The organism is Shewanella submarina, assembly GCF_042646185.1.
Classification (GTDB): Bacteria; Pseudomonadota; Gammaproteobacteria; order Enterobacterales; family Shewanellaceae; genus Shewanella; species Shewanella corallii.
In genome coordinates this window covers 969,253-983,294 of record NZ_JBHRTD010000018.1, presented here as the reverse complement: position 1 = coordinate 983,294, position 14,042 = coordinate 969,253, and the positions used below count along the sequence as shown (strand labels likewise).

Genomic DNA, 14,042 nt, shown 5'->3' with positions numbered 1-14,042 from the left:
CAGCTAAAGTTTTCAAACTCCGCCGTTCTGCTCCAGCCACTCCCGCACCGGGCGGAAGCTGCGCCTGTGCTCAGGCAGTACACCATGCTCTGCCAGCGCTTCAAAATGCGCCTTGGTCGGATAGCCCTTGTGCTTGGCCAGACCATATTGAGGGTATTTGGCATCCAGCGCTTCCATCTCTTTATCACGCACTACTTTGGCGATAATGGATGCAGCACTGATAGCAGCGACAAGACCGTCACCCTTCACCACTGCGTCAGCAGGAAGGCCAAAATCAGGCGTACGATTACCGTCCACCAATACCTTTTCCGGCCTGATAGACAAACCGGCCACTGCACGCTGCATCGCCGTCATGGTGGCGTGCAGAATATTCAGCTCATCAATTTCCGCCGGGCTGCAACGCCCTACGCTAACGGCCAGCGCCTTCTCCATAATCTCGCCATAAAGCGCGTCGCGCTTCTTCTCGCTCAGCTTTTTGGAGTCATTGAGACCGGCGATGGGGTTAGCCGGGTCAAGAATTACCGCAGCAGTCACTACATCACCAATCAGTGGGCCACGGCCGACTTCGTCAACACCTGCAACCAGACCAGATGAGAGTACAGCAGCCTGCTCAGGTGTCAGATTTTTTAATACAGCCATAGATAAACCAGATCCAAATCAGGATTCAATCAAAGCCATCACAGCATCGGCTGCACGCTCACTGGCATTGCAGCGAATCTGTTGATGAAGCTCGGTAAAGGAATCGAGCAATTCTCTGTTGTCATTGTTGAGCATATTGCCAACAGCGGCGGCAATTTTTTCAGGCGTACAGTCAGCCTGAATAAGCTCAGGAACCAGATCACGGCCGGCCAACAAGTTTGGCAGAGAATACCTGTTTATTTGCATCAGACGCTTGGCAATCCGGTAAGTCATAGGCGCCACCCGGTAGGCCACTACCATAGGACGCTTGACCAGCATGGCTTCCAGTGTAGCAGTGCCTGAAGCCAGCAAAATAGCATCACAGGCTGTCATTACCTCACGGGACTGGCCTTCCACCAGATGGATTTCCAGATCCGGCGCATGAGCTTTAAGGGCTTCAAGGAACTGCTGCCTGCGGGATTCGTTCACCAAAGGGGTGATAAAGCGGACATCGGGAAACTCCTGCTTGAGAAGGCTCGCCGCCTTCACAAAAGGCTCCGCCAGCATCTTCAGCTCGCCGCCACGGGAACCGGGCAGAATCGCAAGGTACTCAGCCTGAGGATCCAGTCCAAGCTGCTTGCGGGCTTCTGCCTTGTCGCTCTCCATGGGAATATCATCCGCCAGAGTGTGGCCGACAAAGGTACAGGGCACCTGATATTTATCGTAAAACGCTTTTTCAAAGGGCAACAAAGACAACACCATATTGGTGGCTTTTTCGATTTTGAAAATACGCTTTGGACGCCAGGCCCAGACTGATGGGCTGACATAGTGAACTGTCTTGATACCGGCCTGCTTCAGCTTAAGCTCGACACCCAGGTTGAAGTCGGGCGCATCGATACCGATAAAGCAGTCGGGTTGGATATCCAGAATTTGTTTAACCAGGCCTTTGCGGACGCTCAGCAGACGAGGTAACCGGGACAGGACTTCAACAATCCCCATCACAGCCAACTCTTCCATAGCGTAAAAAGATTCGAACCCAAGGGCTTCCATGCGAGGGCCGCCAATACCTACAAACCTGGCGTCTGGGTGTCTTTGCTTAAGTGCTTTGACTAAACCTGCACCTAAAATATCGCCGGAGACTTCTCCGGCGACCATAGCAAAAACAAGCGGTTTAGCTTTGCTTGTCATATCAGCGAATAATACCCCGGTTGGAACTGGTGCAGAATTCGATAAAGTCTGCCACTTCAGGGAATTGCTCAGCATCTTCCTTCATGGCTTCTACCGCTTCTGCCACTGTCAGACTGGAACGGTACATGGTTTTGTAAGCGCGGCGCATCGCCTGCTGGGTTTCCTTGGAGAAACCACGACGCTTCATACCTTCAAAGTTCAGGCCCCGTGGCGTTGCCGCCTGACCGGATGCCATCACGAACGGAGGTACATCCTGCAATACCAAAGACGCACCGGCAGTAAAGGCATGAGCGCCAATATGCACGAACTGGTGAACCCCTGTCATACCGCCAAGAATGGCGAAGTCATCCACATGGCAATGACCTGCGATAGATGCATTGTTGGCCATGATCACATTGTTTCCCACCACGCAGTCGTGAGCGATATGAACATAAGCCATAAACAGGTTATTGGAACCGATACGGGTTTCGCTGTTGTCCTGAATGGTACCGCGGTGAATAGTCACAGATTCACGGATGATATTGTTATCACCGATAATCAGACGAGTAGGCTCACCGGCATACTTCTTATCCTGACACTCTTCACCCACTGACGCGAATTGGAAAATCCGGTTGCCCTTACCGATAACGGTTGGCCCTTTGACCACCACATGAGAGCTCAACCAGCAGTCGTCGCCAATCTCTACGCCTTCGCCGATGTAGCACCAGGGGCCGATGGTGACGTTATTGCCAATTTTCGCATCTGGATGTACAAACGCTAATTTATCAATCACTTGCCAATCTCTCTGCGAGCACACATGATTTCAGCCGAGCAAACCAGCTCGCCATCAACTCTGGCTTCACCCTGGAACACGCCAATCCCGCGACGTTCCTTGATCATTTTGACATTAAAGTGCAACTGATCACCTGGCTCAACAACACGCTTGAAACGAGCATTGTCGATACCGGCAAAATAGTACAGCACATCAGGAGACGGTTTGTTGCTCATGGTTTTGAACGCCAGCAAGCCGGTGGCCTGAGCCATAGCTTCCAGGATCAATACGCCCGGCATCACAGGCTGCACCGGAAAGTGTCCCTGGAAGAAAGGTTCATTGATAGTAACGTTCTTAATGGCGTGCAGGGTTTCACCCGGGGTGAAATCCAGTACGCGGTCGATCAACAGGAATGGATATCTGTGTGGCAAATACTCAAGTATTTCCTTGATGTCCATTGTGTTCATTTCATTAGACACGAGCTCGTTTCCTCTAACAGTGCAGGACTGTCAATCTTCAGTTTTCATTGTTTTTTCAATCTTCTTCACCCGCTGGAACAACTCATCCAGTTGGCGGAAGCGCACTGTATTCTTACGCCAGGTACGATTGTCCATAGCTACAGTCGCAGAAGAGAGCAGACCCGGCTCTTTTACATTGTTGGTGATGTTGGTACTGCCACTGATGTGGACCCCATCACAAATGCTCAAGTGACCGGAGATAGCGCAATTACCACCGATAATACAGTGCTTGCCAATAGTGACGCTGCCGGCCACCACGGTACAACCTGCAATACAGGTATTGGCACCGATTATATCGTTGTGAGCAATCTGAACCTGATTGTCCAGAATCACGCCATCGTGAATTTCTGTATGGGCCAGCGCACCACGGTCGATAGTGGCACCTGCGCCAATCTCAACACGGTCACCAATTCGTACACCACCGGTCTGTGGGATTTTGACCCACTGACCACGCTCGTTGGCATAACCAAAGCCATCGGAGCCAATCACAGTACCTGAGTGAACAAGACAGTCCTGTCCCATATGCACATCGTGATAGACGGTGACATTGGCCCACAAACGGGTACCGCTGCCAATAATAGTGTCCTGACCAATCACGGTACCTGCACCAATCTGGACATTCTCACCCAGAATCACATTGGCACCGATAACCACATTAGCCCCAATAGCAACGCCCTCACCCAACTGAGCGGATGGGTCGATATGTGCAGAAGGATGAATACCATCAGCTTCACGTGGGGTGGTATCCAGCAATTGAGCTACCCGGGCAAAGCCCACATAAGGGTCTCTCAGCACCAGGGCATTGCCTTGATATGATTCTGCATCCTTTTCAGACAACAACACCGCACTGGCCTGAGTTTGCTCAAGCTGGTTGCGGTATTTGCTGTTGGCTAAAAAAGTCAGCTGGCCACTTTGGGCCAGCTCCAGGGTGGAAACACTGAAAATTTCAATGTTTTCATCACCCTTTACCTGGGCGTTCAGAAGCTCGCCCAGTTGTTTCAAGGTCACACTTTTCATTCAATTAGTTGCCTTTGCTCAAGGCCTCAACTACCTGATTGCTGATGTCTGCGTCTGGCTTAACATAGATTACAGCACCACGCTGCAGAACGATGTCGTACTTGCCTTTTTCAGCAACAGAGGTGATCACTTTCTGTACCTGACCCAGCAGTTTGTTCTGCTCTTCACCCTGACGGCGGCGCAGGTCTTCATCCAGAGCTTTTCCTTTCAACTGAAGATCAGCCTGCATGGACTCCATTTTACGCAGGGCTTCAGTTTTTTGGGTTTCGCTCATCAATGCAGCGTCACGCTGGTTTTTCTCAGCCATGGAGCGCAGGTCTTCCTGCAGTTTTTTAACTGCAGCCATACGATCGCCAAATTCGCTTTCCAGTTGCTTACCAATCTGCTCACGCTGGGGCAGCTGCTCAAATACTGCAGCCATATCAACTACCGCAATCTTCTCTGCGTGGGCCATCATTGGTGCACCCAGCATTACCAGAGTCATCAGTGCGCGGTTTACCGTCTTTTTCAAAATAAGCTCCTTTATCCTTGCTTTTGGCATTGGAAACGTGCCGAGTGTATTTGTTTTAGAATGTTTTGCCAATATTGAAGGAGAAGATCTCAGTATCATCATCCTCGTACTCCTTGATAGGCCATGCCAGGCTGAACACCATTGGGCCCATAGGAGACAGCCATTGTACACTCATACCCCAGGAGGCACGGATACGGGCCGGGTCACTGAAATCCTGCAGTTTGGCAAACTCATCTGCAGGCAGTGAACGATAAGAGTCATAGTCAAATTCGGTATCCCACACGTTACCGGCATCAACGAAGAAGCTGGTACGAACCGAATTGCTATAGGCTTCATCCAGGAATGGCGTAGGAACAATCAGCTCCATACTGGCCACCGCCATGGCGTTACCACCAATACTGCGTCCCTGACTTACCTCAATGCGATTTGGATCGCCCGGCAGGCTACAGCCACCACCACTTGGATCCGGCGGACATGGCTCATTATCGCGGATCACGTAGAAGGAGCGAGGACCAACTGTGTTGGACTTAAAGCCACGCAGTGAGGTGCCACCCAGGTAGTAGTTTTCCCAGAACGGCAGGATCTGGTCATTACCATTAAACTCACCATAGCCGTTGCCGTAACCAGCTTTAGCGCGAGTCAACAATACAAAGCTGTGACTGCGGGTCAGCGGGAAGTAGAAGCTGGTATCGAACTCAGTCTTGAAGTACTGCAGGTCTGAACCAGGGACTGTCATCTTACCGGACAGACGCTGTGACGAACCATCGGTTGGGAAGGTTCCACGGTTCAGGGTGGAGCGATACCAACCCAGACTCAGCTCGAAGTTATCGAAGCTCAGCTCACTGTTGGGGTCGTCGCTCTCGCGGTAAATATCGTAGAAACGCAGTGCCTGCTCATAGGCTGAGATTTCGGAAATCGTGTTGTGACGATAGCCAATACCCGCGTTGATACGGTTGTATTCGTTAATTGGGAAACCTGTGTTCAGCGCCACACCATAGGACTTGTTCTTATAGCGCTCAAGGTTAGCCTCGTTGGCGTCGAACTCGTTCCAGTAGATGCTGCCGCCCAGGCTCACACCATCTTTGGTGAAGTATGGGTCGGTGTAAGACAGGTTAACGTTCTTGGAGTATTTATTGGTAGACAGGTTGATACCCGCCTGATTACCTGTCCCCAGGAAGTTGCTCTGCTGTACACCAAACTGCAGGCTCAGACCGGATTCGGTACCATAACCCACACCCGCGTTAAAGGAGCCGGATGGCTGCTCTTTCACGGTGAAGTTCACATCCACCAAATCGTCACTGCCCGGTACCTGCACAGTTTCGGTATCGACAGTCTCAAAGAAGCCCAAACGGTTCAGACGTGCCTTGGAGGTTTCCACCAGGGCTGAGTTCAACCAGGAGCCTTCCATCTGACGCATTTCACGGCGCAGTACTTCATCTTTGGTGACTTCGTTACCTGTCACGTTGATGTTACGGACATATACCCGCTTACCCGGCTTAATATTGATGTTCAGAGTAACCTCTTTGGTCTCATCATCAATTTCAGGGTAAGTCTTTACTTCCGGGTAGGCGTAGCCGAAACGGCCCAGATACTTGGAGTACATCTCTTCGGTAAAGGTGACATCGCCGCCGTCATAGGTGGTACCAGCTTCAATAGGCAAAATCGCCTTCATCAGCTCTTCACGCCCCATCAGGTCACCGGTCAGATTAACCTCTTTCACCTTGTACTGGTCGCCCTCATCCACGTTAACCGTGATGTAAAGGCCCTTGCGATCCGGCGTCATGGCAACCTGAGTAGAGGTCACATTGAAGCGGATATAACCATCGTTCTGGTATGCGTTTTTGATGGTTTCAAGGTCAGCCTGTAGCTTCTGCTTCTGGTAGCGGCGCTCACCAAACAGATCCCACCAGGCCACATAGTCTTTAAGCTCAATCATGCCGCGCAGTTCAGCGTCGCTGAATACGGTATTGCCGACAAAGTTGATCTGCTTAATTTCCGCCGCCAGACCTTCGGTAAAGTTGAACTTCAACTCAACCCGGTTACGGGGCAGATTAATCACCTGAGCTTCCACCTTGGCGCCATATTTACCCACGCCGTAGTAGAAATCCTGCAGGCCTTTCTCGATACCGGAGATCATGGTGCGGTCCAGGGCTTCGCCTATCTTCACACCACTGCCGTCGAGACTTTCCTGCAGCTGCTCGTCTTTAATATCTTTATTGCCTTCAAAGGTGATAGTGCTGATTGTCGGACGCTCTTTCACTTCAACAATCAGTACACCGCCATCCCGGGAAACTTTGACGTCTTCAAAGTTGGTTGAGGCGTACAGGCTCTTGATGGCCTGCTGCAATTTTGTTTGGTCAACCGTGTCACCGACCTTGATAGGCAGACTCAGCAAGGCGGCACCCAGGGCAACCCGTTGCAATCCATCCACCTGAATATCAGTGACTGTAAATGGCTCAAAACCCGCGTGGGCATTCCCTGATACAGTCGCGCCGACCAATAACATCGAGGCAAAAAGTTTATTCAATCTCATAGAGCACTTCTAATTATTTGTCTGTCCTTGCTCAGAGTCGGGCAAAGTCGTTGAACAGCGCAACGCTCATCAACATCAGCAGCAGCGCTGCCCCAAATCTGAATCCAATTTCCTGAATTTTTTCAGGCACGGGTTTACCTGTTACCACTTCCACCAGGTAATACATCAAGTGGCCACCATCCAATACAGGCAACGGCAGCAGGTTGACAATGCCAAGATTGACACTGATCAACGCGAGAAAGCCCAGAAAATAAACCAGACCGAATTCTGCACTGTTTCCGGCCCCCTGCGCAATGGAGATAGGGCCGCTCAGGTTTTTCACCGACACATCGCCGGTCAGGAGCTTACCAAACATGCGAACACTGACATCCATCAGCTTCCAGGTTTTGTCCAGTGCAGCACCAAAGGCGTCTACTATGCCATACTGCATCTGCAGACGCATGTTTTCCGGCCAATTTTCCGCAGTTGGGGCGATCCCCATAACACCAACAGTCTTTCCATCAGCGCCTTCAGCCGCTTCCGGTGTTACTGTCAGCTGCAGTTGTTCGCCGTCCCGACGCACAGTGATATTCATCGCTTTGTCGGCACTGCCACGAATCGACTTGGCAAACGCATCCCAACCGGGGTAAGGCTTGCCGTCCACAGCCACTATCAGATCGCCTTTCTCCATACCGGCTTTGGCCGCGGCGCTGCCATCACTCACCACAGCGATAACAGGAGTAATAGCGGGACGATAAGCGTTCAGACCAAGACTGGTTGAAGGCAGTTGCTTGTCCGGGTCAAAATTCCAGTCGCGGGTGTCCAGTGTAAAGCTGCGACTGTTACCGGCATCCTGTACTCTGTCCAGAGGTGCCAGTGTAAGCTCAATGGATGGAGAGCCAATTTCTGCCATCAACGCCAGATTGACCTCTTCCCAGTTTCTGACCTTCTGACCATCCACCGCCAGAATCTCTTCCGGCTTGTCATTCAATTGCACCACAGCAGCAGGCGTATCAGCTTTAACGCTGTCGATAACAGGCTTGATAGAAGGAACGCCAATCAGGTACATGATGTAGAGCGCGAAGATGGCAAAAATGAAGTTAGCGACAGGGCCGGCAGCAACAATGGCAATGCGCTGCCAAACAGACTTGCGGTTGAATGCCTGGTCTTTCAGATGTTCCGGAACATCCTCTACCCTTTCATCCAACATTTTGACGTAACCGCCAAGGGGGATCATGGCGACCACATACTCGGTGCCATCCTTACCGACTTTACGCCATATAGCCTTGCCAAAGCCGATAGAGAAACGCTCGACTTTGACTCCGCATTTTCTGGCCACCCAAAAGTGGCCGTACTCATGGGCGGTAATCAAGATCCCGAGCGCGACAATAAATGAGCCTAAATTCCAAACAAAATCGAACATTCAAATCCTGTCTATCAAGTCAGCTGACGAATAAACTCCCTGGCCTTGGCGCGGGCCTCGGTATCCAGGGCCAAAATATCTTCAATGCTGGTCAGCGTTTGAGTTTGCAATGCAGACAAGCCATGGGCATTGACTTTGGCGATATCGGTAAAACCGATACCACCGGCCAGAAATGCCGCCACAGCGATTTCGTTGGCCGCGTTGAGCACTGTGGTCGCTTCCTGCCCCTGATGACAGGCTTCAATAGCCAGCTCAAGGCAAGGGTAACGACGGTAGTCCGGCTCACAAAAGCTTAATTGTCCGACTTTGAAAAAGTCCAAAGGTTCCACACCTGACTGAATTCTCTCGGGATAGGACATACAATGAGCAATTGGAGTACGCATGTCAGGGTTACCCAACTGGGCCAGCACACTGCCATCGCGATACTGCACCATGGAGTGGATAACGCTCTGAGGGTGAATAACTACTTTCAGCTGTTCCTGCTTGGTATTGAACAGCCAGCGCGCCTCGATAAACTCCAGGCCCTTGTTCATCATGGACGCCGAATCTACAGAGATCTTTGGTCCCATCGACCAATTTGGATGCTTACAGGCCTGAGCCGGTGTCATCAACTTAAGTTGCTCGATAGGAGTATTCAGGAAAGGACCACCGGAACCGGTCAACAAAATGTAGGAGATACCGTCTGCGCTCAGGTCGCAGTAGCCGAGGTTTTGCTGAATCGATTCAGGCAGACACTGGAAAATCGCGTTGTGCTCGCTGTCTACCGGCAGGATCTGCGCGCCGGATGCTTTGGCGGCATCCATAAACAGCTGGCCGGACATCACCAGTGACTCTTTGTTTGCCAGCAAAATGCGTTTGCCAGCCTTCACTGCCGCCAATGTCGGTACCAGTCCAGCGGCACCAACAATGGCCGCCATTACGGTATCTACGTCACCAGCAGTCACCAGCTCAAGCAGCGCCTGTTCACCTGTGGTCACCTCGATACCCAGTTCCGGGCTCAGGGCTTCATTCAGCGCTTTGGCGGCAGCCTCATCCACCATGTGCACAAACTGAGGTTTATGTTGGTGGCAGAGGGATAACATTTTATCGACGTTGGAGTGAGCCACCAACGCATAGGCGCGGTAGGCATCCGGGTTTTGGGAAATCACACCGAGTGTGCTGGCGCCGATAGAGCCAGTCGCACCCAAAATCACCATATTTTGCATATCAATTACATCCAGAATGCAACATAAATCAGGGTAAATACGGGCAGCGCTGCCGTCAGACTGTCAATACGGTCCAGCACCCCACCATGTCCGGGCAAAATATTACCTGAGTCTTTAATATTTGCACTGCGCTTGAACATACTTTCAGACAGATCGCCCAGCGCCGAGGCAACGGCGGTAATCAGAGTCACGGCAATCACCAGAGGTAACTCCTGCTCAGGAGACAGATACATCACCAGTGCCACCACCACCATAGTGGTCAACAGGCCACCCAGCAGGCCTTCGAGGGTTTTGGCAGGGCTAACATTGGGCATCAGCTTACGTTTACCCATGCTGCGGCCAAAGAAATAGGCACCAGTGTCTGCAGCCCACACCACCAGGAACACCAGAAATACCAGGAAGCCGCCGTAATAAGGATGAGCCATACTGCTCAAACTCTTGAGGGCAATAAGCGCTGCAAAGCAGGGAGCCAGTGTCAGCTGGCCAAACATAGACTTGAGCATGGGGCTTTTTTGCCAGAACTGGCTGCTGTTAGGGAACCCCACCACCAAAAAGGCTGAAACTATCCACCAGATAGCACCAAGACCGATAATCCCCTGATAAACAGGGTTGAGCCCCATACCACCTGCCCAGACAGCTTCAGCCGGCACCAGGAAGTTAAGGGCTATCAGCAAAATCCCCATGGTGAAGGTGAAGCTCCACTGGGTCACAGTGCACTCAGGCTCTATAAATTTGCCCCACTCTTTAGCGGCAATTAAGAAGATCGGTACCAATGCCCAGGCAAAATAGTCAGCCGGCAGATAGAAGACACCGCCCAGCACAAAAGGGATCAACAAGATTGCTGTTATTATTCGTTGCTTTAGCAAAAGACTTCCTCGCGAGTGGATTTTAAAGAGTGCGCAGCGCGTCAATCTGGGAACCGGTCAGGCCAAAACGGCGCTGACGGCTGGCAAACACGGCAACGGCCTGATGAAACGCCTGTTCATCAAAGTCCGGCCACAGGATGTCGGTAAACACCAACTCTGCATAAGCAGCCTGCCAAAGAATAAAATTGCTGATGCGATAATCGCCACCTGTGCGGATCATCAGATCCACTTCTCCCTGATCCTGCATGCACAGATGCTGGTTCAGAGCTTCTTCCGTGAAGGCTTCTGCCTTCATTTCGCCCGATTCGACCTTATCGGCCAATTTGCGGGCGGCCTGCATAATATCCCAGCGCCCGCCGTAATTGGCAGCCACATTAAGAATTAGCTTGTCATTATTTGCCGTCTGAGCTTCGGCGGTGCGGATCTGCTTTTGCAGACGCTCAGAGAAACGACTGGTGTCACCGATAATATTAAGTCGAACCCCATTTTTGTCCAACAGCTTGATTTCACGCTGCAGTACAGTGAAAAAGAGTTCCATCAGGAGGGTGACTTCTGTGTCGGGACGACGCCAGTTTTCAGATGAGAAGGCAAACAGTGTAAGGGACTTTACGCCCAGATTGCGGGCGGTACTCACGGCGCGACGAACGGCTTTTACACCGGCTCTGTGGCCTAATACTCTGGCCTTACCCTTGGCCTGTGCCCAGCGACCGTTGCCATCCATAATAATCGCGACATGATTGGGAACAGACTGCTGCAGTAACTCCGGTAATGCCAACGGCAACTCGTTTGCAGATGCGCAGGACTCCCCCGGGGAAGTCAAACCGGAATCAAGTTCCATCTTGGATGACATGTACAACAACCCTTAAAAATAAACAAACGCCGTGTAGTATACCGCTACACGGCGCTTCAACTCTAGTTACTTGAGCTTGGGAATTAAACTTCCATCAACTCTGCTTCTTTAGCAGCCAGAATTTCGTCGATTTGCTTGATGTGTGCATCAGTCAGCTTCTGCACTTCATCTTCACTGCGACGTACATCGTCTTCAGTACACTCTTTGGCCTTTTCCAGACCTTTCACGTCAGAGTTGGCATCACGACGAACGTTACGAACTGCGATACGACCGTTTTCAGCTTCAGCGCGAACCACTTTAACCAGGTCACGACGACGCTCTTCAGTCAGTGGAGGCAGAGGAATACGGATAGTGGCACCGGCAGACATTGGGTTCAGGCCCAGATCAGAGCTCATGATAGCCTTCTCTACTGCCTGGATCATACTGCGGTCAAACACGTTTACAGCCAGAGTACGGGAGTCTTCTACTACAACGTTACCCACCTGGTTCAGGGGAGTCATGGTGCCATAGTAAGAAACATGGATTGAGTTCAGCAGGCTTGGGTGAGCGCGACCGGTACGTACCTTGCTCATCTGGCCTTTCATTGCTTCAACACATTTGCCCATGCGCTCTTTAGCGTCTTTTTGGATATCTTCAATCACGTTAAATGTCCTTTTTTAGGTCATTACCCCATACGGGTTTAGATAGCTTTAATCAGTGTGCCTTCCTGTTCGCCCATAATGGCGCGGCGCAGTGCGCCTGGCTTGTTCATATTGAAAACCAGGATAGGCATATCATGATCACGCGCCATAGTAAATGCAGCGAGATCCATGACTTTTAATTCTTTTTCCAGTACTTCGTTGTAGCCCAGCACGTCATATTTGACTGCTTCAGGGTCTTTCATCGGGTCAGCGGAGTATACACCGTCAACCTTAGTACCTTTAAGTACCACTTCTGACTCAATCTCAATACCACGCAGACAGGCGGCAGAGTCGGTAGTACAGAATGGGTTACCGGTACCGGCAGCAAAAATTACCACTCGACCGGATTTCAGCAGGCTAATGGCTTCAGCCCAGTTGTAACGGTCACACACACCGTTAAGAGGAATAGCAGACATCAGGCGAGCATTCACATATGCACGGTGCAGCGCATCACGCATGGCCAGACCATTCATCACGGTGGCCAACATGCCCATGTGGTCACCCACTACGCGATTCATACCAGCTTTGGCCAAACCCTCACCACGGAACAGGTTACCACCACCGATAACCACGCCTACCTGAATACCCAGTTCAACCAACTCTTTGACTTCCTGAGCCATACGGTCGAGTACTTTCGGATCAATACCGAAGCCTTCCTCGCCCATCAGAGCTTCACCACTTAACTTCAAAAGAATGCGTCGAAATGCAGGTTTAGGATTGGTGCTCATATTTTTCTAGTCCTGGTATCAAACCAACTCTGTTTACTATTCATGTGTTGTTGCCGGATTACCGGCCTTTGATGCCCTGGCATCAAAGTCAATTTCGCAAGTATACCGCGACTCACGCCAAGCTGATATTGGGGTAGCTCAGGTATAACAAGACCGCAGCAAAGCCGCGGTCTTGATAACTTACGAGAAGGCGATTATTCGCCTTTAGCAGCAGCGGCAGCAGCGGCAGCGGCTTCTTGCTGAGCCTTCACTTCATCAGCGAAGTTCTCAACTTTCTTCTCGATACCTTCACCCACTTCCAGGCGGATGAAGTTAGAAACAGTGGCGCCTTTTTCTTTCAGGAATTCGCCAACAGTCTTCTTAGGCTCCATGATGAATGGCTGACCGGTCAGAGATACTTCACCGGTGAACTTCTTCATACGGCCTTCAACCATCTTCTCAGCGATTTCTTTTGGCTTGCCTTCGTTCATGGCGATTTCAACCTGAACTTCACGCTCTTTGGCAACAACTTCAGCTGGAACGTCGTCTGGAGTTACGAACTCAGGCTTAGAAGCAGCTACGTGCATAGCCAGGTGCTTCAGAGTCTCTTCGTCAGCTTCACCAGTTACAACTACACCGATACGGTCGCCGTGACGGTAAGTAGCCAGGTTAGAACCGTCGATGTACTCAACGCGACGAACGTTGATGTTTTCACCGATCTTGGCAACCAGAGCAACACGAGCTTCTTCAAACTGAGCTTTCAGGTCATCGATGGTTACTTTAGAAGCAGCAGCTACAGCCAGAACTTCGTTAGCGAAAGCCAGGAAGTTAGAGTCTTTAGCTACGAAGTCAGTCTGACAGTTAACTTCGATCAGAGCAGCGAAACCTTCGCCTTCCTTGATCAGGATGGTACCTTCAGCAGCGATGTTACCCGCTTTCTTAGCAGCTTTAGCAGCACCGCTCTTACGCATGTTTTCGATCGCCAGCTCGATGTCACCGTTGGTTTCGGTCAGAGCTTTTTTACAATCCATCATGCCAGCGCCAGTACGATCGCGCAGTTCTTTAACCAGGGCAGCAGTAATTGCCATTGTTAAGTCCTCTATAAATTAGGTTCGAAATAAATTCGATGATCTGTGTAGATATAAAACAGGGGCCCAAAGAGGCCCCTGTTAACCAATCAAATAGCTTGGTTAATA

At 51.0% G+C, this 14,042-nt stretch carries 14 protein-coding genes; all 14 read right to left on the bottom strand.

Annotated features, from left to right (window positions below):
- Positions 1-12 precede the first annotated feature (12 nt).
- The 14 genes from rnhB to tsf all read right to left on the bottom strand — a co-directional run bounded on the left by rnhB (position 13) and on the right by tsf (position 13,934).
- A complete protein-coding gene (gene rnhB / locus ACFOE0_RS21420) occupies positions 13-639 on the bottom strand; it encodes a ribonuclease HII (protein WP_248934568.1) in 627 nt (208 codons plus the stop codon).
- An 18-nt stretch (positions 640-657) separates the two neighbouring features.
- A complete protein-coding gene (lpxB, locus tag ACFOE0_RS21415) occupies positions 658-1,806 on the bottom strand; it encodes a lipid-A-disaccharide synthase (RefSeq protein WP_248934567.1) in 1,149 nt (382 codons plus the stop codon).
- Between the two features lies 1 nt (position 1,807).
- Positions 1,808-2,578, bottom strand: a complete 771-nt coding sequence (lpxA, locus tag ACFOE0_RS21410) for an acyl-ACP--UDP-N-acetylglucosamine O-acyltransferase (RefSeq protein WP_115135141.1) — start codon at positions 2,576-2,578, stop codon at positions 1,808-1,810.
- The gene (gene fabZ, locus ACFOE0_RS21405; protein ID WP_115135143.1) at positions 2,575-3,036 is read right to left on the bottom strand and encodes a 3-hydroxyacyl-ACP dehydratase FabZ; all 462 of its coding nucleotides are present in this window, start codon (positions 3,034-3,036) and stop codon (positions 2,575-2,577) included. Before fabZ ends, lpxA begins: the two co-directional genes overlap by 4 nt.
- A 30-nt stretch (positions 3,037-3,066) precedes the next feature.
- Positions 3,067-4,092, bottom strand: coding sequence for a UDP-3-O-(3-hydroxymyristoyl)glucosamine N-acyltransferase (gene lpxD / locus ACFOE0_RS21400; protein WP_248934566.1), 1,026 nt, complete (start codon positions 4,090-4,092; stop codon positions 3,067-3,069).
- 4 nt (positions 4,093-4,096) lie between these two features.
- A complete protein-coding gene (locus ACFOE0_RS21395) occupies positions 4,097-4,603 on the bottom strand; it encodes an OmpH family outer membrane protein (protein ID WP_240316969.1) in 507 nt (168 codons plus the stop codon).
- 55 nt (positions 4,604-4,658) lie between these two features.
- Positions 4,659-7,136, bottom strand: a complete 2,478-nt coding sequence (gene bamA / locus ACFOE0_RS21390) for an outer membrane protein assembly factor BamA (RefSeq protein WP_248934565.1) — start codon at positions 7,134-7,136, stop codon at positions 4,659-4,661.
- A 31-nt stretch (positions 7,137-7,167) separates the two neighbouring features.
- Positions 7,168-8,538, bottom strand: a complete 1,371-nt coding sequence (rseP, locus tag ACFOE0_RS21385) for a sigma E protease regulator RseP (protein ID WP_248934564.1) — start codon at positions 8,536-8,538, stop codon at positions 7,168-7,170.
- A 14-nt stretch (positions 8,539-8,552) separates the two neighbouring features.
- Complete coding sequence (gene ispC, locus ACFOE0_RS21380) at positions 8,553-9,743, bottom strand: 1-deoxy-D-xylulose-5-phosphate reductoisomerase (RefSeq protein ID WP_248934563.1); 1,191 nt, start codon at positions 9,741-9,743, stop codon at positions 8,553-8,555.
- A gap of 5 nt (positions 9,744-9,748) precedes the next feature.
- A complete protein-coding gene (locus ACFOE0_RS21375; protein WP_248934562.1) occupies positions 9,749-10,609 on the bottom strand; it encodes a phosphatidate cytidylyltransferase in 861 nt (286 codons plus the stop codon).
- A 22-nt stretch (positions 10,610-10,631) separates the two neighbouring features.
- Positions 10,632-11,459 carry a polyprenyl diphosphate synthase gene (gene uppS / locus ACFOE0_RS21370; RefSeq protein WP_248934561.1) on the bottom strand — a complete coding sequence of 276 codons (828 nt, stop codon included), beginning with the start codon at positions 11,457-11,459 and terminating at the stop codon, positions 10,632-10,634.
- An 83-nt stretch (positions 11,460-11,542) separates the two neighbouring features.
- Positions 11,543-12,064 (bottom strand): ribosome recycling factor, encoded by a 522-nt coding sequence (gene frr, locus ACFOE0_RS21365; protein WP_283106357.1) that lies wholly within the window; start codon positions 12,062-12,064, stop codon positions 11,543-11,545.
- Positions 12,065-12,138: 74 nt separating this feature from the next.
- Complete coding sequence (pyrH, locus tag ACFOE0_RS21360; protein WP_115135162.1) at positions 12,139-12,867, bottom strand: UMP kinase; 729 nt, start codon at positions 12,865-12,867, stop codon at positions 12,139-12,141.
- Between the two features lie 194 nt (positions 12,868-13,061).
- Positions 13,062-13,934 carry a translation elongation factor Ts gene (tsf, locus tag ACFOE0_RS21355; RefSeq protein WP_248934559.1) on the bottom strand — a complete coding sequence of 291 codons (873 nt, stop codon included), beginning with the start codon at positions 13,932-13,934 and terminating at the stop codon, positions 13,062-13,064.
- Positions 13,935-14,042: the final 108 nt, after the last annotated feature.